At 39.4% G+C, this 21,696-nt stretch carries 13 protein-coding genes; 9 read left to right on the top strand and 4 right to left on the bottom strand.

Translation table 11 applies throughout. The features are described from left to right. Positions 1 to 8: 8 nt before the first annotated feature. Complete coding sequence (locus PTUN_RS18345) at positions 9 to 704, bottom strand: type 1 glutamine amidotransferase domain-containing protein (RefSeq protein ID WP_009836461.1); 696 nt, start codon at positions 702 to 704, stop codon at positions 9 to 11. A gap of 131 nt (positions 705 to 835) precedes the next feature. Here PTUN_RS18345 and PTUN_RS18340 point away from each other — a divergent pair, with 131 nt between their 5' ends. From PTUN_RS18340 to PTUN_RS18325, 4 genes are all read left to right on the top strand, one after another. Next, on the top strand, positions 836 to 1,783 hold the full coding sequence (locus tag PTUN_RS18340) for a LysR family transcriptional regulator (RefSeq protein ID WP_009836462.1): 948 nt from the start codon (positions 836 to 838) through the stop codon (positions 1,781 to 1,783). A gap of 117 nt (positions 1,784 to 1,900) precedes the next feature. Beyond that, positions 1,901 to 2,629 carry a hypothetical protein gene (locus PTUN_RS18335; protein ID WP_009836463.1) on the top strand — a complete coding sequence of 243 codons (729 nt, stop codon included), beginning with the start codon at positions 1,901 to 1,903 and terminating at the stop codon, positions 2,627 to 2,629. 54 nt (positions 2,630 to 2,683) lie between these two features. Beyond that, on the top strand, positions 2,684 to 4,627 hold the full coding sequence (locus PTUN_RS18330) for a methyl-accepting chemotaxis protein (protein WP_009836464.1): 1,944 nt from the start codon (positions 2,684 to 2,686) through the stop codon (positions 4,625 to 4,627). Between the two features lie 42 nt (positions 4,628 to 4,669). Continuing rightward, complete coding sequence (locus tag PTUN_RS18325; RefSeq protein ID WP_040643417.1) at positions 4,670 to 7,015, top strand: MASE1 domain-containing protein; 2,346 nt, start codon at positions 4,670 to 4,672, stop codon at positions 7,013 to 7,015. A 121-nt stretch (positions 7,016 to 7,136) separates the two neighbouring features. Here PTUN_RS18325 and PTUN_RS18320 read toward each other — a convergent pair whose 3' ends face one another. Together PTUN_RS18320 and PTUN_RS18315 are read right to left on the bottom strand one after the other, a co-directional pair. Beyond that, a complete protein-coding gene (locus tag PTUN_RS18320; RefSeq protein ID WP_009836466.1) occupies positions 7,137 to 7,598 on the bottom strand; it encodes a hypothetical protein in 462 nt (153 codons plus the stop codon). A gap of 228 nt (positions 7,599 to 7,826) precedes the next feature. Next, the gene (locus PTUN_RS18315) at positions 7,827 to 8,492 is read right to left on the bottom strand and encodes a pseudouridine synthase (protein WP_009836467.1); all 666 of its coding nucleotides are present in this window, start codon (positions 8,490 to 8,492) and stop codon (positions 7,827 to 7,829) included. 501 nt (positions 8,493 to 8,993) lie between these two features. Here PTUN_RS18315 and PTUN_RS18310 point away from each other — a divergent pair. Next, a complete protein-coding gene (locus tag PTUN_RS18310; RefSeq protein WP_009836469.1) occupies positions 8,994 to 11,912 on the top strand; it encodes a choice-of-anchor Q domain-containing protein in 2,919 nt (972 codons plus the stop codon). Positions 11,913 to 12,417: 505 nt separating this feature from the next. Here PTUN_RS18310 and PTUN_RS18305 read toward each other — a convergent pair. After that, the gene (locus tag PTUN_RS18305) at positions 12,418 to 13,989 is read right to left on the bottom strand and encodes an ATP-binding cassette domain-containing protein (RefSeq protein ID WP_040643418.1); all 1,572 of its coding nucleotides are present in this window, start codon (positions 13,987 to 13,989) and stop codon (positions 12,418 to 12,420) included. A 494-nt stretch (positions 13,990 to 14,483) separates the two neighbouring features. On the opposite strand from PTUN_RS18305, the gene PTUN_RS18300 reads away from it, so the two are divergent. From PTUN_RS18300 to PTUN_RS18285, 4 genes are all read left to right on the top strand, one after another. Then, entirely contained in the window at positions 14,484 to 16,829 is a 2,346-nt protein-coding gene (locus tag PTUN_RS18300) for an ATP-binding protein (protein WP_009836475.1), read from the top strand. Between the two features lie 411 nt (positions 16,830 to 17,240). Next, entirely contained in the window at positions 17,241 to 20,006 is a 2,766-nt protein-coding gene (locus tag PTUN_RS18295; protein WP_009836476.1) for a family 20 glycosylhydrolase, read from the top strand. A 67-nt stretch (positions 20,007 to 20,073) separates the two neighbouring features. After that, a complete protein-coding gene (locus PTUN_RS18290; RefSeq protein WP_009836477.1) occupies positions 20,074 to 20,610 on the top strand; it encodes an RNA polymerase sigma factor in 537 nt (178 codons plus the stop codon). A gap of 12 nt (positions 20,611 to 20,622) precedes the next feature. Next, a complete protein-coding gene (locus PTUN_RS18285; RefSeq protein WP_009836478.1) occupies positions 20,623 to 21,669 on the top strand; it encodes a FecR family protein in 1,047 nt (348 codons plus the stop codon). The last annotated feature ends 27 nt before the right edge of the window (positions 21,670 to 21,696 follow it).

Here is a 21,696-nt window from a genome sequence, read left to right as displayed (position 1 = left end):
ATTAATTGTTAAGCCATTGCTGCTAATAGTTTTTCTGCAGTTAATTCTGAACTAGCTGGATTTTGACCACTGATCACTAATCCATCTTGTACGGCAAAAGCATGCCAATCGGCCACTTTTTGATAATCTGCGCCCCGTTTTTTTAGTTCATCTTCAAGTAAAAACGGTACCACGTCGGTTAATTGCACCGCATCTTCTTCGGTATTACTAAAACCAGTCACTGCTTTGCCTTTTACAACAAATTCACCTGCGGCAGTTTTAATGTTCAGTAACGCAGCTGTTGCATGGCATACCGCAGCCACTGGTTTATTGGCGGCTAAAAATGCTTCTATCAGAGCGATAGACGCTGCGTTATCGGTTAAATCCCAAAGAGGGCCGTGGCCGCCTGGATAGAATACGCCGTCGTAATCGCCTGCGTTTAAATCGGCTAGTACCAATGTATTGGCTAATTGATTTTTTGCCGCGTCGTCGTTATCAAAACGGTTTGTTGCTGCGGTTTTAAAATCAGCTAATTCACTTTTAGGATCAATAGGTGGTTGGCCGCCTAGCGGTGAGGCAAGCGTGACCTTCACGCCCGCATCAATAAATGCATAATAAGGTGCGGCAAATTCTTCAACCCAAAAGCCGGTTTTTTCGTCAAGGTTGCCTAATTTGTCATGAGAAGTAAGGACCATTAATACCTGTTTGTTTGCTAAATTATTCATTGTGACGCCTCGTTATTGGGTTAGACGATTAAATTACCTTTAATCAGTGAAACCAGTGTAGACCTACTAGCTAAATCTAACAATATGGATAAAATGAACTTCACTGTTAGAATTATTGATACAATAAAGCAATGAATGTTTCATTTGAACAACTCAAAAGCATGGTGGTATTTGCTCAAGTAGTGGAGCAAGGCAACTTAACTGCGGCAGCTAAACACATAGGTTTATCTCGCGCGGTAGTAAGTTATCATCTTAAAAAGCTTGAATCACAATTGGGGGTAAAATTACTTAATCGCTCAACACGATCACTCTCTTTGACTCAAGCGGGCAATGAGTATTATCAGTCGTGCCGCATCATTGCCGAGCAAGCCACCCTTGCCAATCAGCAAATGGAAAACCTAAAACATGAGCCCGAAGGCTTACTTAAAATTACCTGCCCGGTGAATGTAGGGTTACAAATGGTGGTCCCGGCACTCAATGAATTTCGCCGCCTTTATCCTAAAATTGAGCTTGATGTGATGCTGACCGATGAGGTAGTTAACATTATGCAAGAGGGGATTGATTTAGCCATTCGGGGGGCGCCACTGGTTGATTCAAGCTTACAAGCGAGCAAACTGTCAACCCTTGCCACTTGCCTATGTGGTGCACCAGACTATTTTAAAAAACGCGGTCGTCCCACGACCCCGACCGATCTTGAGCAACACGATTGGGTCATTTACAAACTCACCTCAGGGGCAATTAAACTCAGTAAAGGTAGCCGCTCTTACAGCGTGGCCGTTAAAGGCACTATCAGCACCAATAACGCCGCCGCCCGCACCGCCTTTATTGAAGGAGGGCACGGTTTAGGGCGCATTCCAGTGTACGATGCTTGGCCTAAAATTCAAGCGGGGACCCTAGAAACCATCTTAGATGACTATCAACTGAGTAATATTGATATTTATGGCGTGTTTCCGCCAGGCAGTGCCAGCTCTAAAAAGCTCAGGCTATTAATTGATTATTTAAAAGAATACTTTATTCGAGTCGACCGCCAAGCGCTGCAAAATAACCTGCTATTAGCTAATAAAGGTGCTTACTCTTAATTAAAGTGCCATTAAAAAACTTATTTTTAATAATGACTGAAAAAATCTATATCGAATAAATAAGTCACTCTTTATTCTGAATTTGGACAATTTATGAGTTTAAAACTAAGTTAGTTTATGAGCGATTTAAAAGATGAACTGTCACCTATGCTAAAAATTAAATATTTTGTTATTTTAAGCCTTCCTCTATCTTGTTCCGTTTTATCAGAGACTTTATGGTCTGACTTTAGTGCCACTTATTTAAAAGGAAATAACTATGAGGTTGGAGATAATAACCGTCAAGTCCTCACTTTAGAATACGCTTCTGGTACAAGCTGGGGCGATATCTTTACCTTTGTTGATAGACTCGATTCAAGTAACGGAGACCTTGAAACATATTTAGAATTTTCACCACGATTTAATCTAACGCAGCTTAGCAATGACAGTCTGCTTAAGGATGTACTGCTGGCCACAACCGTAGAGATAGGTGAAGCAAGTACTAATTATCTTTATGGCATAGGCACTAATTTATCGATCCCTCATTTTCAATTTTTCCAACTTAACTTCTATTACCGAAACAACGAGCTTCAAAGCAATAACTGGCAGCTCACACCTGCTTGGTCTGTTCCTTTTTCATTAGGTAACAGTCAATGGCGATACAATGGCTTTATCGATTGGGTTTCAAGCACCGATACATCGGCGTCAGGTTATAACTTTACTTCACAGCTTGCATGGAATGCTGGCGAATATTTTCAACTTAAAGATGCACTTTATTTGGGGGTTGAATATGTTTATTGGCACAACAAATTTGGTATTGCAGGTATTGATGAACGTAATGCAAACATTTTAGTTAAATGGCATTTTTAAACGTTAATACATCAATCATTTAACACTTACTTCGTTAACTCATTGGAGTTCAAAATGTTTGGTTTTTGGTCCCATTTATCAATTAAAAAGAAACTCGTTTTTGCGATGGCCTCAGCATTAGTTTTATCCTTAGGTGCATTAGCAATTTTTAATAATTTATTCACTTCAAGCATTATTAAGTCACGCTTGGGTAAGGAAGAACTGCCTTTTGTGATGTCGAGTATTCGGCTAAACATAGAGAAAGAAATTGCAATGGCGATTAATGGCTCAATGCAAATCGCCGAAAACCAATATATTATCGATTGGCTAAAACAAGGTGAAAACAAAGCAGGAATTGACGCGATACAAAGTTATCTCCAACGTATCAATGACGTCAATAATTCAGGTGAAACCTTTGTTGGTTCGTGGAAAACAAAAGATTATTTTACTCAAAACGGATTTGTAAAAACCATGTCTTCTTCTGTGCCAACTGATGGCTGGTTTTTTAGTTTTTTTAACAGTAAAGCCCTTTACGATACTGGTATCGGTCCAAATAAAGATACTGGCGAGCTCACGCTTTTTATCAATTATTTAGTAAAAGATTCCAACAATGTGCTCGGTGTTGCAGGTATGGGAGTTGGAATTGGTCAACTTGTAACGTTTATCAACAACTTTAAAATTGCACAAAGTGGTTCAGTGTTTGTTGTCGCCAGCGATGGCACCATAAAAATACATAAAAATAATCAGCTACTTGATAAAAGTAATATCAATCAACTACCCGGTTTAACAGAGTTAAAAGACCAAGTATTAAGTAAAAAATCTTTTGTACTTACCGAAATAGAAATCGATGGTACGCCATATTTTTTAGCCTCCGACTACATCAAAGAGCTTGATTGGTATGTATTAGCACAAGTTCCACAAAGTGAAATTTACGAAGAGCTCAACAGCATGACCCGTGACAGCGCTTTAGTAGCAATAACAATTATGTTTGTCTTTTTATTGTTATCTGTTGGCGTTGCAAAGGGGATCAGCGCACCTATCGTTCATATTTCAGAATTACTGAAACAAATCGCCGAAGGTGAGGCTGATTTGAGAAAGCGGCTCCCTGTTGAATCACAAGACGAACTTGGTCATTTAGCACAAAACTACAATGTTTTTATTGGTCAATTACAGTCACTAATCCAACAAGTATTAAACAGTTGTCAGCAATTACTTAACTCGGTGGAGGAAGTAAATCAATTAAATAAAAGTACTTCGGTTGAATTGGCTGAACAAAGAGATCAAACCATGCAAGTGGCCACTGCAGTGACTCAAATGGGCGCAACCATCGAAGAAATTGCTAAAAATGCAGTTGAAACCGCCAACGCAGCAGAAACTGCAACAGGGAAAGTACACGAAGGTATGGGTGTAGTTGATGACACCATTCGTTATATTCAAACCCTGTCAGGAGAAATGAAAGTATCGGGCAAAGTCATTTACGAACTTGCTGAACACACCGAGTCTATAGGTTCTATTTTGAGTGTTATTCGCGGTATCTCAGAGCAAACAAACTTATTGGCACTGAACGCAGCCATAGAAGCAGCAAGGGCTGGAGAACAAGGCCGAGGCTTTGCCGTTGTTGCTGATGAAGTGCGAAGTTTAGCAATGCGCACCCAAACTTCCACAGAAGAAATTCAAAACATGATTGCTAAATTGCAAGAAGGTTCAAAAAATGCCGTAGGCACCATCGAATCAGGCCAAATACAAGTTGATAAAAGTGTCAGTGCTTCAAATAAAGCCGGTAATGCATTGCGCTCGATAGATGAGTCGGTCGATACAATTAAAAGCATGAGTATTCAAATGGCAACTGCGACAGAGCAACAAAACGTCGTTGTTCACGATATTAATCGTAATATCGTAAACATTAGTGATGTTACTCTCTCAACCAGTGAGTCAGCCATTCGCAGCTCTGAATCATGCGATAAACTCAGAACATTAACTGAGGAACTAAACCAACTGGTGAGTCGATTTAAGGTTTAGTAAATTAAGAGCGCCATCCTATGTTTTTTAGGGGGGAATTGCATGATAACAATGCACACTTTGCGGCTTAATATATTCTTTACGCTCGCCTATTTTGCTGCTGCTTGGTTAACGCTATCACTGAGCCAACATGGCGGTTACATCAGCCCTATTTGGCCTGCATCGGGTGTGGCTCTGACAGCAGTATTACTATATGGCTATCGGCTACTACCTAGCGTCTGGTTCGCATCAAGCTTGGTCAATTCAATACTGACTGACTTTCAATTTCCAATGTTAAATCTTGTTTTTATTGCCACTGCTGTAACGCTACAAGCTTGGGGAGGATGCTATTTATTATCATTAAAGAAGCCGTTTAACCTAGATTTGATTAATCGTAATGATATTGCTTGGTTTGCATTATGTGCTTTTTTAAGTACTTTAATTGCGTCGAGTTTAGCCAGCCTAAGTTTGTATTTAACTGGTAATATTCCGCTTACTCAATTGCCATATGATTGGCTAACGTGGTGGATAGGTGACAGTTTTGGCATTATTTTGTTCTGCCCTATGTTGCTTGGCATCTTGCTAAAAGACAAAGCGCAATGGCAAAGCCGACGCTATATAATTAACATTTCGTTTTCTTTGATGTTAGTTTTTACATTTACTATTTATTCATTTTCTCGGGATTATGAATTTCAACGTTTAGATAACCTTATTCAGCAGCAATCAACGAGTGTCAGCCAAGCGCTTGAGCAACATATAACATCTCACATTAACGCACTGTATAATATTCGCTCTTTACAGCCAAAAACGAACCCAATCGCTGACCCAGACTACGCCCTTTATATGCAAGATCTGTTAACCCGAAACGAGGCATTTGTTGCTATTTCCCGCAATCGCTTGATTAACAGCTCAACTGATTTATCGGGCAATCTTACAACACCGTACAATCGCCAAGTTATTGTTGAATCTATCTATCCCTATCAGCAGAACAAACAAGTGATTGGGATCGACATTTATCAAGAAACCTTTAAACGAAATGCAATTGATCTTGCTATCAAAAACAAAAGTTTAGTTGCCACCCAGGAAGTTTCTATATTACAAAATAATAAAAATGAGCTCGCTATTTTATTATTACTGCCTTATCTCGTTAATAATGAGATAGCAGGATTTATTACCGGAGTGCTTGATATTGGCAAATTTACTCAACTTGCTTTTACATCTTTAAATTTCGATGATTTAGATGTGAAATTATTGCGAGTTAATGAGCAAAATAAACCTCAAGCAGTATTGTTCGATTCCACGAATAACTCTAATAGCACGCTCAAAAACTCTGTCACCGAATTAACCACCGAAGAACTACTGAAAAAAACAAGATTTAAAGTTGGTGATCAGGCAATTTCATTATTGATAAAACCAACCGAACAATGGCTTAAAGATACCCAAGTTAAACAATACTGGCTCATCCTAATACCTTGTTTAATACTAATTTCGATTATAGGTAATCATATTTTAATTATGACTGGGGACCATTTTACAATTAAGAAATTAGTCGCGATAAAAGAGCATACAAATCAGGCCCTATTAAACACCAATACCGAACTTGAAACTGTGCTCAATAGCTTAAAAGTGACGCAGAAAAAACTAATTGAACGAGAAAAGTTTGCAGAACTTGGGCATTTAGTCGCAGGTGTCGCCCATGAAATCAACACCCCACTTGGCATTAGTATTACAGGTTCAACACTCTTGACAGAGCAAGTCGATGATCTATTAAAACTGACCCATAATAATCAATTAAAAAAGAATGACTTAATAGATAAGCTCACCGCTATTTTAACTGCTGCAGAGTTGGTAAATAAAAATAATCATCGTGCAGCAATATTAGTAAGCCGATTTAAAGAATTAGCAGTAAATAAAGATAGCGAATTACGCAGTGTATTTGCCGTTAAACCATTTTTACAACAATTAATGGATTCTTTTGAGCCCAAAACTCGGCAACATACAGTGTTATTACAATGCCCTACTTTCTCTATTGATAGTTTTAAAACTATTTTTCATTACATCTTTAGTTATCTCATCAATGGTTCGATTGAACATGGCTTTGTTGACGTTGAGCATGGCGAAATTTCGATTAATATCACGCTTAATAAACACGAGATACGCATTGACTATTGCGATAATGGGGTTGGAATTGCACGCAATTTAGTAAAAAACATCTTTGTCCCCTTCTACACCACTAAACGAAATCTTGGCGCCACAGGGCTCGGTGGTGCCATCTTTTTTAATATCGTAACTCAAATTTTAAATGGCACAGTTGATTGTGATAGCGATACCGGCAAAGGAGTCACCATAACCGTGACTTTACCCATCCCAAATGATTCGATTCAAATTGTGACTCTCGAGATAGATTGATTGATGCTCAAACGTGATCAAATAAAACAACCGAGTCTCTGCCGATATAAATCATTTATAATACTCAGTCACATTGTTTTATAAATAAAATCGCTTAATTTAAAACTGTTTAATCTATTGATTAAAAAGACAGTTGTGGATATTTACCACTAGTTTCTGCATTCTGCTCAAATTTGTATTCAAGCAAAGCAATGTATCGATCAACCAGTAACAAGGCTTCGCGAAAACCATCCTCTTTAACTAACTGAGTTAAATGATGCAAAGAAAGCCAATGACTTAAAAAACTGAAAGGTGTTAAAAAACCAATTTGAGCAATTTTAGGGTACCTAACCAACAGTTCATTCCAATGATACATAGGAGCAATAATTAGGTTTTTTTCGCCAATATCAAGTAACTTACATTGCACTTGCTTACAAAGTTCAAGAATGAGCTCTTTTCTCATTTTTGCTTCTACGAGCTCATTCCTGCCTGCAAACGTACAATGGTGTTCAAGAAACTTATCTAAATCGCAATCAACATAACTAAACAACTCTTTTTGATAAGGTTGCCATACGTCTAAAAACTGCTTAAGACACTTATCCATAGTGATCCCTTTTTAAATCTATTTTCGTTTTATGATTAAAAGCTAAACATGATGTTATCTAGGACTAAGCCAAAAAAGCTCTCCTTCATAACGATGGCGCTAGCATAAAAGTGAAATGAGGATAAAAAATGGAAACAGCTAATAAAATTAAAAAACTACGGCTGCCATTTCAGTGTTGATAAGGTGTTATCTCACAAGGATCCGCTCAATCTACATTGGCTTAAATAATTAAAAGGGGCTTGGGCACACGCCCTCAAAGCGCTGTAACGTGATGGGATGTGTAAAAGTTAACGAGGTTGCATGCAACATCAAACGCGGCGCTTGGGATAAACTGTGCACTGTGCCATACAAATCGCACCCTAAAATTGGGTGCCCAATCGCTTGGCTATGAATGCGCAATTGGTGGGTGCGCCCAGTCACCGGCAAATAAGTCACTTTAGTGCTATCGGTACTTTTGCAATAAGCATGCACTTGATAATCACTTTGTGCGTGTTTACCACGTTGCAAACATACCGCATGGCGCGGAAATTCAGCTTTTGCAATCGGTAAATTAATTGAGCCATTTAGCGGCGTTAACTGCCCAGCTAAAATCGCGGTATAACTTTTTTTAATCGTGCGTTGCTGAAATTGACTCATCAATACCGCATTAATGGTTTTATTTAACGCCACCAACATAATGCCCGAAGTGCCAAAATCAAGACGGTGTAATAACGTGGCCGCTGGAAAATCTTGGCATAAACGATAATGTACTGAGTCTAAATTAGCCGGATTTTTACCCGACAAACTCAATAAACCACTGGGTTTGTTGATAAGTAAAATCGCCTCATCTTGATATAAAATCTCGATGGCTTGCTCGCACTTAGGCGCAATAAATGAGTCAGGTAAAGGCTGCAAAAAACGTACTCGTAAACAATAAAGTCAGCCGCTAGTCTAACGGCTTGAGGAGCAACTACAAGTAATAATGGTTTTAGAATAGAGAACACGATACACCAAGTAACACTATTTATAACCCAGAAAAAGGCTCTGTGTTTGTGCATAAAGACTCACGTTGAAAGTGCAACTGCATGAAAAATCGAGTAAAGATTGCCGCTTTTTTGTAAGTCGAGATAAATCATAATACCATTTAGCAGTAACGCGATTGGCTGATAACAAGCCCCATAAAATAATGAGGTAAGCATTGAAGTGAAAAAATTTATTGAATTTTAATGATATAAGTATATTTCGTTTTTTAAATGGCTACCGCATAAATGTTCAAAGCAACAATTTAGCAGTCTCTAGATTGAATACATTAAAACAGTAAGTTATTATCTAGGCTCACAAAAAGGCCCAGAGACTTATTTATTTTCAATTCAATAAGCGCTCCAATCACAATAATAATAAAAGGACGTTTATTATATGAATCGTATAATACTAATCTGCTGTTTTAGCTTACTTACAGCCTGTGGAGGCGGTTCTGATAGTACTCCTGACTTACCTCCTCAGCCAAGCCCCCCCCCAACAGACCCATTGAGTCAATACATCAATGTGAAAGAAGCTTATACTGGAAACGCATCACCCGCGGCGTTAAATAATGCAACATTAGGACAAGTATATGTATACATTGCCTTACTTGCACCAGAACTACTTCCCGATTATAACGATGACCCTGGTAGTGTAGGAGCAAGTTGTAGCGGTGGAGGCAGTTTAAACATTACAAATGGTAGTTCTGACAACGAAAAATACGTTAGCTTTGATAACTGCTCTGAAGATGGCATGGTCACAAATGGTAAAGCAACTGTCAGAGCTAATAAATTTTCAGCAAATGGCGAACTTATTGATAGCACCATTATCTTTGAAAATATTCAAGTTAAAAGCTTATTAGATACAGATTTAATCAGTGAAAGAGTGCTCAGTGGTACATCACAGTTCAAAGAGCTGGGTGAGGATTGTTCAAAAACTGAAGAGATCCATAACTTGTTATTTACCGACCCGCAAACTAAGCATCAACTCCTCTATTCTGATTTTAAAACCCATCGCGTTGGAAGCCCTAACGGACTGTGTAGCAATAATAATAATAGTTTTTATGTTAAAGGCGATATATTCGACTCTGATTTGGGGTACTGGCAAGTTCGTACTACCAAGCTTTTTATGCTTAAAACCCTGGGCTCGGCATTTGAAGAACAAGGCAGTCTTACCATTAAAGGCGCGAACGACAGCTCTTCAACACTTGCGGTAGAGTTTTATAGTGAACAACGAGGTAATCTAACCTCAAACTACCCTTATTATCGAATAGCGCTTTTAAATGCAGCTAACACCACAACAACGCAAACAGAGTACATTTTTTTACAAGAATACTTTAATGCTTCAATGTTGTTTGACTTCGCTGATGACGATGGTGACGGGATGACAAATGGCTGGGAAGTCGCATTTGGATTTAACCCCTTAGATGCCACCGATGCTGCACTCGATTTTGATGGTGATGGTTATAGCAACTTAGATGAGTATCATTATTGGGGTCACCCGACTAATATTAAAATTCTCCCTAAGATTGCAGATATCAGTATATCGCTTACTCATGAGCCTAAAAACTATGGGGCGACTATTGAAGTAGATGCCTTAATATCAAGCAATGCGGATTCTAGCCAAACTGCGATTGTAGATGTTACCTACACAACTCAAGCACCAACCCAATTTGATAGCAAAACATACCAATCACATCGCCTTTGTACCGTATCAGAGGACCTTTTACAGCTATCTTGTCAAATTAATCATTTAAAACCGGGAAATTACCAAAACCATAAAGTGTATTTAACCGCAGACAAAAATAATACTTCAGCAGTTACCAGCTCGCTTTTAGCTAAAGTCGCCTACTTAGGGCATGATTTTGATACCACAAATGATAATGCCACAATCGAGATAGCCAGGCTTCCCATTGATGCTCAATTTGGTTTTAGCGTCCCTCATGATCAACTTAATATAATAATGTTAGTGGGTGAACAAGAAGAAGCTGAATTTAGCTTTATACAAAAAGAGACCGCTTCAGGAACTATTGATCCGTTGAATCATTTTAAAGTTCAACTTCAACTGCCTGAATTTGCAACCTTATTATCAGCCCAGTGTTATGAACAAACTACCTATACGTGGTATAACTGCTTGGAAAAAAACCAGCTGATTTTTACTGACAATGGCGGGTATAGGAATGCATACAATAAATTTAAATTAACCATTTCTGGTCATACTCAAGGTCAAGGGCATATCAGTTTTACAGCCAAAAGTGATAGCACTAATGAGCAAGCGATTGGGTTTGCAACGTTTCCGCTAGTCGTAGGGCAGCCAACTCAAGTGATCCAGCAACAGATAGACACAGCCCCAAACATGAGCACAATCACAGTACCAAATGGGATTTATTTAGGGCCTCTCGACTTAAGTAATAAGCAAATACAACTTCAAGCACAATCACAAAACGCCACACTGTACTTCAATGGCGCTGACTACCCTTTATTTAACGAAGCCACAATTAAGCTTGGCCAAAGTAGCCAACTCATTGGTTTTACGTTGGCAAGCCACTACATTACGGTTGACGAAGGCCATTCGCAAATAAACAATAACCTGTTCGACGGAACACAATACCATTTACCTTCGACGACTATCATGAACAATAGCACACTGACTTTAGCGCAAAATCGCTTCGTAGGTTCAGCTTTAGATACAGGGTATCTTTATGATTATATTCGCGAACAGTACCATTGCCCCTACATTGAAACTGGCACTTATTATAAAGATGAGAATGCAACAACAATTAATGCAATAAATAATGTGTATTCAGGCAACTTACTAACCCACCCCGATATTTACTTCGCTTGTGATTTTATTCGTGCTTATCCTGAAGCAAAAATAACCATGAATAATAATACTTTTCAAGGTATTGGCAGAGTATTAGAGTTAGTCTATAGATCTGGTGTAACACCTCATTATGAGGTCAATATGACCAATAATATTATATCTAACTCACGGTTTATTATAGAAAATGGCTCTTACGGTAGTACCTTAAAAGACTTCTCTGCCGCATCTACTTTTAACCTCATTAACAACCTTATTTTTGAAGTTGAGACTCCTTTTTTCAACATGCTGAATAAGCAAAAAGAGACCGGCAGTGTGCTTGCGGATCCACTCATTAATTATTTAGGTTATCAACAAGCTAACTCACCGAGTATCGATACCGGTGCCGATATAACACTTTCTATTGATATAAATGGCACTGAAAGACCTTTAGATGGTGATAATAATGGCTCTAAATTGATTGATATTGGTGCGATCGAGTTTCAAATAAACTAACTAAGTTTAATTAATATAATCACATCCGAGCCAACAGGGTCTTTCTCTTTTCCTTTAGCTTAAAAAAGAAAGACCTCTATTAGCACCCTAAAAGTGGGTGCCCAATCGCTTGGCAATGAATGCTCAATTGGTGGGTGCGCCCAGTAATTGTCGTAATATCACCACATTTAAGTGTCTGTAATACGGCTTCTAACTGTTTGATGCCCTCCATAAAAATCGTATTGACGCCTTTATTTACCACGATGATACCGTAGTACCATTGCTTAAACAGTTTGATCCCCTTAACCAAATTACAGAGTCGACTCTGGGCTTATCTGCCAAGCAAAACGGTTATATTGTAATGTCTAAAAAGTCGATACATCTTGCGCAACTTCCCGCTATAAATAACCAATTAAAAGCACTGATAGTAGAAGGTGAAATTAGCCTCATTTTCAGGCGTCATGGCTTGTATCAATGAGATAAAATAGTAATAATCCTCAGTAATTCATATCAGCGTAAACCCCCTTTACAAATTAATAACCTGCATCGTACCGGCCTTCGCAGCAAAGTGTTCATCATGGCTGATCAATAAAAACGTGCCTTGATACATATTTAATGCCTGAGCCAATTGCGCTTTAGACGTTAAATCTAAGTGGTTATCGGGTTCATCAAGTAATAACATTGGCTGACTTTGTTGATGGCTGACAATCAGCATCGCCAGTTTCATTTTTTGCCCACCACTTAGTGTCTCGATATGTTGCTTTACGGTATCGCCACGTAGGCCAATGCCCGCCAGTAAAGTACGGCCATCACTATGACTAATGTGTGGGCAATACCTGTTTAGCTCATCAATAACGCTCTGTGTTGTTTTAAATATGCTGGCATGTTGATCTAAACAAAAAACTGGCGCATTACACACCAAAGACCCTGATTGCACTTGCAGCTGACCTTGAATCACCTTAAAAAGAGTCGATTTTCCTGCGCCATTGGTACCTGTAACATGCCACTTTTGCCCAGTCAGAACTTGAAACGTTAAAGGGGAACTCTGGCCAAAAGGTAGAACACATTGATTGGCACGTAATTGGGTTTTCAGGCCACTGGTTTGACTGACCGTTTGTAAATAGACCTGCTGCGTCACTGAGTCTGCTTGGCGTTGTTGCAACTGACTAATACGCTGCTGTAAATCAGTTTTTCGCTCATGCGCAATGCTAACCGCCCGCGCTAATTGAGCTGAGGCCCTGCCCTTTTTAAAATCTTGTAATATTTTAGGCTGACTGCCTTGGCGTGATAACTTACGCCCTTGCTGCGCTCGCTGCTGAGCCTTTTCTTGGTTTTGTTGCACAGTGCATACAACGCGTTGTTGTTCGCGTTTTACTTGCATTAATTGACGCTCAACAGCCTGTTGTTCAGCGTGTTTTTGCGTTACATAACTTGAATAATTGCCCGCGTAATGGTGTAAACCAATACTATCTAGCTCATAAATATGCTCAATATTTTCAAGTAATAAACGATCGTGGCTAATCAATAATATCGCGCCCTTAAAGTGCTGCATCTGTTCCAGCAACCAGATCTTTCCCTCATGATCGAGATGATTTGACGGCTCATCTAAAATAAGTAATTCATGAGGCTCGTTAAACAAACGCCACAAGGTCAAGGTTGCTTGCTGCCCACCACTTAGCCTCGCAACGGGCAAGTTTAAATCGGTTGGTAATCTGAGCTTCCTCATTAAAACAGTTAGCTCATTATGTATCTGCCAGCACTCACCAATGGTATCAAACCAATGCTGCTCAATCTGGCCCTTCGCCACTTGTTCAAGTGCATAAAGCACGCTATCGACCGCTAAAAATTGGGCTATGGTTTGTTTTGAATGCGCTAAAACATGGCTTTGAGCAAAGTACCCCACTGATTGTGGCACGCTCACATCGCCAGAAGTCGGCTTGAGTTCACCAATCAGTAATTGCGCCAAAAGTGACTTTCCTACTCCGTTTTGGCCAATCAAGGCAGACCTATGATGGTGGTGATGCCAATTAAGGTCGTTAAAAAGAATGCGGCCGCAATTGAGCTGCAAATGAAGATGATTAAGATGAAAAGATGGCATAAATAGCCTCCTGCAGGTAAATAAAACAGGGGCCGTGGCTGAGCAAAATAGTGATTTTTTTCGCTATAACTGAAACTAGCTAAATAGAGTACACCATGAAAAATCATGCCATTACATGAACAGTGCAAATAATCGAGTAGTTAAACAAACAACGAAAATATAAAAGGTATTGAGCTGCGCCCACTCACCCTGTTGATCCAAATAAATAAAAAACATTGGGTAACAGGAGTTAGTTGTTCATGGCGGCGTCAATCTCAAAAAATGAAGTGATTGTATTAAAACAAATCTACCCCATCACTTCAAGTAATAGCTATTTAACTGAGTGAGCTTATAAATAAACTCCACACCTTCAGATGACAAAACCAACACAGAAATCGCTAACGCTTTAGTTAACTTTATGTTGGGATTGAATGAATTAAAAACCCATTAATATACCCTAGCACTTCTGATTTTTAGACTAAACTAAGCAAATAATTTATAGATATATGATTTAAATGCCCCCATCTATTACTCGTCATACGCGCAACGCGATTATTATCGTTATTTTTTTCAGTGCATTGTTTCATGTCAGTACATTCTTTTTAGCGCAAACGTATCTTTCATTGTGGCGTTGGCAACATATCCCTGTCCATACCGCGATTGAAGTAGCCGGTGCCGTAATAGCGATGATTGTCGCTTATACTTTAGTTCGTTTAGAACATAATCATGCCGGCACGAGTTTTAATTATCCCATTGCCACGGCTTTAGCCGTAATGGGATGCCTTGATTTTGCTCATGCCTTAATCCAACCGGGGCAACTTTTTGTTTGGCTACATTCATGGGCCACTTTTATCGGCGGAGTGTTATTTTTTATACTTGTTTTACCCGTTGCGATTGTCTCTAAACTACAAATAAAATGGGTATTAGCATCGATTATATGCGCGTTGTTTTTTATTTTTTGCTCGTTTTTATTTGCTGAACACATTCCGACGATGGTCATAAATGGGCAGTTCACTTCCTTTGCAACCTTTTTAAATATTGGCGGTGGAATTTTATTACTATGTACATCAGTAAAGTTGATTTATACCTATTACCGTGTCAGAAAAACAGATGATTTACTGTTTATTTTACATTGCACCATGTTTGGCTTTGCAGCAATTATGTTCGAACAATCAGCACTTTGGGATCTTTCATGGTGGGGTTGGCATCTATTACGGTTTTTTGCTTACGGCGTCGCATTATGGTTTGCCATCAACAGTGAACAACTAGCGAATATTGCAATAAAAAACAATCGAGATGAGCTCGAAAATGTTGCAAAACATACTGTTAAACAACTAAAAATGACACAAGCAGAACAAAATGCAATCTTAGCGTGTTTAACAGACGCTATTATCATTTGTGATGCCAAAGGCAACATACTTTTTTTCTCTGAACAAGCGACTGAAATGTTTGGCTACTCAGCCAAAGAGATGATCGGCGTAAATGTCACAAAATTAATGATTAACGACCACGCAAAGCACCATCACGACTACATTAAGGGCTATCAAGCATCAGGGACTTCAAAAGTCATAGGTAAAAATCGCGACTTAATTGCGGTGAAAAAAAGTGGCGATGAATTTCCAATTAGCCTAGTGATAAAAGAACTTGCGAACATATCAAAACTCACTTTTGTTGGTATTATCTCTGATATTAGCCATATAAAGCAGCGTGAAAAAGAGTTGCAAGATGCAAAAAACTCAGCAGAATCTGCAGCGTTAGCAAAAAGTGCTTTTTTAGCCAATACCAGTCATGAAATTAGAACGCCCATGAATGGCATATATGGCATTTTACAGTTATTAGAGTGCGAGCCGCTCACTCAAAATGGCCAAAATTTACTTAAGCAAGCAACGTACTCAACTCAAGCATTAATGACCATAGTGAATGACATTTTAGATTTTTCTAAAATCGAAGCCGGTAAGCTAAATCTCGAACACACACATTTTAAAGTATCAGCATTGCTTGCACATCTTGAGTCTGATATGTCATTACAAACCAAAGATAAAAACATCACGCTAAAAATTCACAATACGATTACACACGATGATTGGTATGGTGATGCCCTTCGGATCCGCCAAATATTAATCAATATTATTTCAAATGCGATTAAATTCACTCAGCAAGGGGGAATTGTGATTTCCTGCTACTGTAATCAAGCTAATAACGCCTCTATAAATCAAGTCACATTTGAAATCACAGATACCGGTATTGGTATGTCCAAAATGGCGCTAGATAAATTATTTGAGCGCTTCGAGCAAGCTGACAACTCGACCACCCGCAGGTTTGGCGGCACAGGATTAGGGATGTCAATCGTGCATTCTCTAACTACGCTAATGGAGGGTAAAATAAACGTACAAAGTGAAGAAGGTGTAGGTACAAAGTTTCAAATCATGCTGCCTCTAAAAAGAGCAGAAGCCAGCAACCATATTCACCAAGAAAAGCTGATAGCTAAAATTAACCTGCAAGGGGTAAAAGCGTTAATTGCCGAAGATAACAAAGTAAATCAAATTGTGGTACTCGCCATGTTACATAGCCAAGGCGTTGAAACACAGATTGCCAATAATGGCAAAGAAGTTGTTCAATTTGCTCAGCAAAATGATTACGACCTGATCTTAATGGACATTCAAATGCCCGAAATGGACGGCATGACAGCATGTAGGCTCATCAAACAGTCACACCCCCAACTTCCTATTATCGCACTGACAGCAAATGTAATGACCGAAGACATACAAAAGTACTTACAAGCCGGATTTGATAGTGTTATAGGCAAGCCAATTGAACAACAGATCTTACTAAATACAATTAATGAAGTGATCAATAAATAGCCTCCGGCAAGTGAATAAAACAGAAGCCGTGGCCAAGTAAAATAGTGATCTTTCACTATCGCTAAGAACCAATTGAATAAATTTCATGATGCAAAAGTATGTCATCAGCATTACCGATTAAAACTACCTAGCAGTTAATAAATGAAAATATAAGGGATTGATCTGCGCCCAGCCAATTGAACCAAATACAAACACATTGATTAACAGAAGTTATTTGTTCATGGTGGCGTCAATCTCAAAAATGGAAGTAATGCGATTAAAACGGCTGCTCGTATGCAGACCAAAGATGACATTTTTCACTTTTCAAATTTAATCTGTTTTTTATCTCACTCTTTTATTCCCAAATTAGCGCCATAAAACGTTTCCTTTAATAGCAATTCATAATAATTAAACCAACAGGAAACAACCGAAATGATTAAATCTACAGTAAAGCCTATTTCGCTTGCGATTGGCTTAGTATGCGCAGCTGTCGCACCGAATGCGTTTGCGGCACTCTCTGGCAGTGATATTAAACTTGATTGGCATGTAATAGACCATGGCATTGGCGAGAATATATTTTTAGGCAGCCTTACAATTCATAATAATGGCATTGAACCTTTAACCGATTCAGGTTGGGCGTTGTATTTTAATTCGGTGCGACCACCGGCGTCGGTCTTACCTGCCAGTGATGCTAATGGCGAGCGTGCAAGAGCGGCGCTGGCACTACAAAATGTATCGATAGACAATGCAGATAGCGCTAAAAGTGGCGATTATTTTGTACTCAAACCAACCGCCGGATTTAACGCCATTAGCCCAGGTGAAAGCCGTAAAATCGAGATTATTGCGCAATATTGGCAAATGCTAAAAAATGATTCACCCGGTGGGTTTCACTTGGTTGTAGGTAATCAAGCCCCGCAAGCGGTATTGATTGATGTGCACATGGACCCGAATGACCCAAAACAAACCACCCAAACCGCAACTGATATAAAACCGGTGCAAACACCCCAAATTCGCTACCTCGAAAATCAACAGCAATTTGAAGCGTTAGCGGTTAAAAATCGTTTAGTACCCCAACCTCTGACTGTGCAAACGAGTGATGCACACTTAAATTTATTAAGTCATCAAGTACAAATTGTCAGCGAAAATGACCTTTTACAAGAAGCCCAATATTTACAAGCGGCTTTAAAAGACTTAATGCCTGGCCAGTTTGCCATTCATCAACAAACAACCACAGCTTCATCAAATCAAATTCGCTTGCAACTCGACCCTAGTCTTAACGTTGATAGCGACAGTGCACCAGACAATGAAGGGTACATGCTGATCATTGACCCTTTTAATGGCATTACCATTACAGGTAAAGATGCCGCAGGGGTGTTTTATGGTATTCAAACTCTGCGCCAGCTTATTCCAAAAGAGGTGTACGCGGCATCTGTGACTGCGACGCCTTATCAACATGCGACTTTACCCGCGACCATTATTAAAGATGCACCGCGTTTTGAATATCGCGGCATGATGCTTGATGTGGCACGTAACTTTCAAAGTAAAGAAACCGTACTCAAACTCATCGACTTATTAGCGCTGTATAAAATTAATCAATTTGAAATGAATGTGGCCAATGATGAAGGCTGGCGTTTAGAAATCCCCGGTATTCCTGAGCTGACTGAGTTTGGTGCAAAGCGGGGGTTTGATCTGAACGAACACACTATGCTGCATGCATTTATGGGGGCATCAAATGGCTTTTTACCTGGGGATGGCATTGAAAACAAACCAGCCAACAGCACCGAGGCTAACTTAGGAAAAATACCTAATTTCCAAGGTTTCGAGGTTGCACAACAAAACTTCTTAGGTCAAGGATGGGGCTATTATACCGTTGACGACTTTAAAGAAATTTTGCAATACGCCGCCGATCGTCATATTAACGTAATTTTAGAATATGATTTTCCAGCCCATGCACGTGCAGCCATTAAAGCGATGGAATATCGTTATAACAAATACAAAGATACCGATTTAACCGAAGCGCAGCGCTATCGCTTAATCGACCCACTTGATACCTCAAAATATTATACGCCTCAGTTTTATACCGATAACTTTATTAATCCGGCGTTACCCAGTGCGTTTGCTTTCTTAGATAAAATCATTTCAGAAACCAAAGCGATGTACGATGCTGTGCCCAATGCACAGGTAACCCGATTACATGGCGGTGGCGATGAGCTGCCTCATTTAGGACCTAATGAATGGTGGGCGCAATCGCCAGCTGTGCAACAAAACCCTGAAACTGCAGGGAAAACCGATGCGCAGCTATTTGATTTCTTTTTTATGAAATGGAAAACCATAGTCAACAAACATGGTTTTGAGATGGCGACTTGGGGCGACGTATTATCGCATAATGGCACCGGCAACATCGATTACGGCCAAATTTACCCTATTTTTTGGAATAACGTATGGGGCTGGGGTAATGAACACCAAGCCTATAAGTTTGCTAATCAGGGTTATAAAGTAGTGTTATCTCATGCTACAAACTTGTATTTAGATTTAGCTTATAACAAGCATCCAGATGAAATTGGCTATCATTGGGCGGGTTATACCGATACTAAAAAGGCATTTGAATACCGCCCATTTAATATTTATGCCAACGCAGATCTCGATAAACTAGGTAACCCGATCCCATGGAACCCTAATTGGGTCGATTTAAATGACACAGGTAAAAAAAACGTGGTTGGGATCCAAGCGCAACTTTTTGCCGAGAATCAAAAATCGCCCGAAATTTTAGATTACATGGTTTTTCCTAAATTGTTAGGCGCTGCCGAACGGGCTTGGGTGCAAGATATGCCCGCTTTAACGCCATTAAATCAAGATGGCGTCTCACCAATTGACGCTGCGTGGCATACCTTTACCAATACGCTTGGTCAGTATGCCTTGCCGTTACTCAATTATGTGAAACCCGTTGATATACAAAACCAAATTACCGATGTCGCCGGTGTCAATTTTAGGATCCCATTGGCTGGAGCCAAAATTGAGCAAGGTAAACTATTTGCTAATACGCGTTTTATCGGGATGCAAGTAGAGTACTCACTCGATGAAGGTCTGACTTGGCTGCCTTATTATCAACCCGTTGATATTGCACCAACAGATAAAGCAATGGTGAGAACAAAAAACCACGCAGGGAAAACCAGCCGCGCTGATTATGTTATGCCGTAATCATTTTTAGTTATGGGGAAAGTACTTCCCCATTCATGCGCGTCGATTATCAAGACAGGAGTCTTAGGTGCAACTTAATTTTAACGATCCCCTTGAGCAGGTTTCACAAAATGAACAAGTGCGGCAGCTTTATCAGCAGCATCACCAAAAACTTATTCATCACATAATGAAAAAAGGCTTAGTACAAAGAGAAGCCGAAGACATAGCTCAAGAAGCCTTTATTAAGTTATTGGGTTTAGATAAACCAGAGATCGAAAGCTATATAGCAGCCTATTTATATAAAATTGCCAATAATCTAACCATAGATAGATTACGCAGTCAGGCTCGCAGCCCCATTGAATTTGATGAACAGCTGCAAATCAATTCAATTGATACCTTAGCCAATCCAGAGCAATCAAATCAGCATCAACAGGTGCTGAGCCAGATGGCAGTATTAATTAAGCAATTACCAATAAAGTGCCAACAAGCCTTTATTTTATATAAAGTAAAAGAATGTAGTTATGAGCAAATTAGCGAACAACTCGACATTTCACAAAGCATGGTTCGCAAATATGTGTTACGTGCTATTCGTCATTGCTATGACCATTTGCAACATGAACTTTGATACGAGCAGTCAATGAATAAGATAACAATCCCCGAACGCAATCGCATTGCAGATGAAGCTGCAAACTGGTTATTAATATTGGATGAAGATAATAGTAAACAAACTCAGCAGGCTTTTCAGGTATGGCTTGAACAAGATGCACACCATCAACAGGCATTTAGTAAACTACAAATTATGTGGGGCTTAGCAGTAGACCTACCAACCGATTGCCTTACCGAATTACCACAGCCAATCACTAGAACCTGGTGGCAAACACTGCGTCACACAATTAAAAATCGTTTGGCACTTACACCATTAATATGGCCTGTGGGCAGTGCCGCTTTCGCTTTATTGGTAGCCACATTTAGTTTTATAGCAATAAACCAACCACAGCAAATAGACAATACTTTAACAACTCAAATCGTAGCGATTGAGGACCCTATTATTTATCAAACCACGACTGCAAGCCATCAAAGCTGGTTATTAGCTGATGGTAGTCAAATCACTCTTGGCGCAGACAGCAAAATCAGTGTTGTATTTAAACCTAAAAAACGCGCAATTGAATTACTGCAAGGTATTGCAGTGTTTAAAGTAGCCAAAGATCCTAAGCGACCTTTTGTCGTGAGTCATCATGGCCATAGTGCCACCGCAATTGGCACCGAATTTGTGGTAAAAGCGCATTTAAGTCATGTTAGTGTGGCGGTATTAGAAGGAAAAGTAGCAGTAATGGCAGCAAATAACCCAAATGGTTTAACTCTTGAATTGGGCGAGCAAGCGGAACTTGACCAACATTCTCCCCTAACAAAACAGCCTTATAATCTTCAACAAGAGCTTGAATGGCAAAGCCCTTTATTAGAGTACCATGATGTCCCGCTTGGTGAGGTATTGCATGACATTAGACGCTTTACCACGCTCAATATTTATTTAGCCGATAATGACATTGCCGCTTATAAATACTCAGGCCAAATTCATCACGATAAAGTAGAACAATGGCTGAGCGCTTTGCCCCATCTCTATCAAATTAACTTAGTAAAAGTCGACAATACCCGTATTTTACAAAAGCAGGAAATGCAAAAATGAGACTTAGGTTGAATAGATCAAACACAT

Source organism: Pseudoalteromonas tunicata (assembly GCF_002310815.1).
In the GTDB taxonomy this organism is placed as follows: Bacteria; Pseudomonadota; Gammaproteobacteria; order Enterobacterales; family Alteromonadaceae; genus Pseudoalteromonas; species Pseudoalteromonas tunicata.
This window is presented reverse-complemented; position numbering and strand designations above follow the sequence as displayed.

Excerpts from the sequence above, each read along its gene's own strand:
- PTUN_RS18345 (WP_009836461.1), bottom strand. The coding sequence starts at position 704 with ATGAATAATTTAGCAAACAAACAGGTATTAATGGTCCTTACTTCTCAT.
- PTUN_RS18340 (WP_009836462.1), top strand. The coding sequence starts at position 836 with ATGAATGTTTCATTTGAACAACTCAAAAGCATGGTGGTATTTGCTCAA.
- PTUN_RS18335 (WP_009836463.1), top strand. The coding sequence starts at position 1,901 with ATGAGCGATTTAAAAGATGAACTGTCACCTATGCTAAAAATTAAATAT.
- PTUN_RS18330 (WP_009836464.1), top strand. The coding sequence starts at position 2,684 with ATGTTTGGTTTTTGGTCCCATTTATCAATTAAAAAGAAACTCGTTTTT.
- PTUN_RS18325 (WP_040643417.1), top strand. The coding sequence starts at position 4,670 with ATGATAACAATGCACACTTTGCGGCTTAATATATTCTTTACGCTCGCC.
- PTUN_RS18320 (WP_009836466.1), bottom strand. The coding sequence starts at position 7,598 with ATGGATAAGTGTCTTAAGCAGTTTTTAGACGTATGGCAACCTTATCAA.
- PTUN_RS18310 (WP_009836469.1), top strand. The coding sequence starts at position 8,994 with ATGAATCGTATAATACTAATCTGCTGTTTTAGCTTACTTACAGCCTGT.
- PTUN_RS18305 (WP_040643418.1), bottom strand. The coding sequence starts at position 13,989 with ATGCCATCTTTTCATCTTAATCATCTTCATTTGCAGCTCAATTGCGGC.
- PTUN_RS18300 (WP_009836475.1), top strand. The coding sequence starts at position 14,484 with ATGCCCCCATCTATTACTCGTCATACGCGCAACGCGATTATTATCGTT.
- PTUN_RS18295 (WP_009836476.1), top strand. The coding sequence starts at position 17,241 with ATGATTAAATCTACAGTAAAGCCTATTTCGCTTGCGATTGGCTTAGTA.
- PTUN_RS18285 (WP_009836478.1), top strand. The coding sequence starts at position 20,623 with ATGAATAAGATAACAATCCCCGAACGCAATCGCATTGCAGATGAAGCT.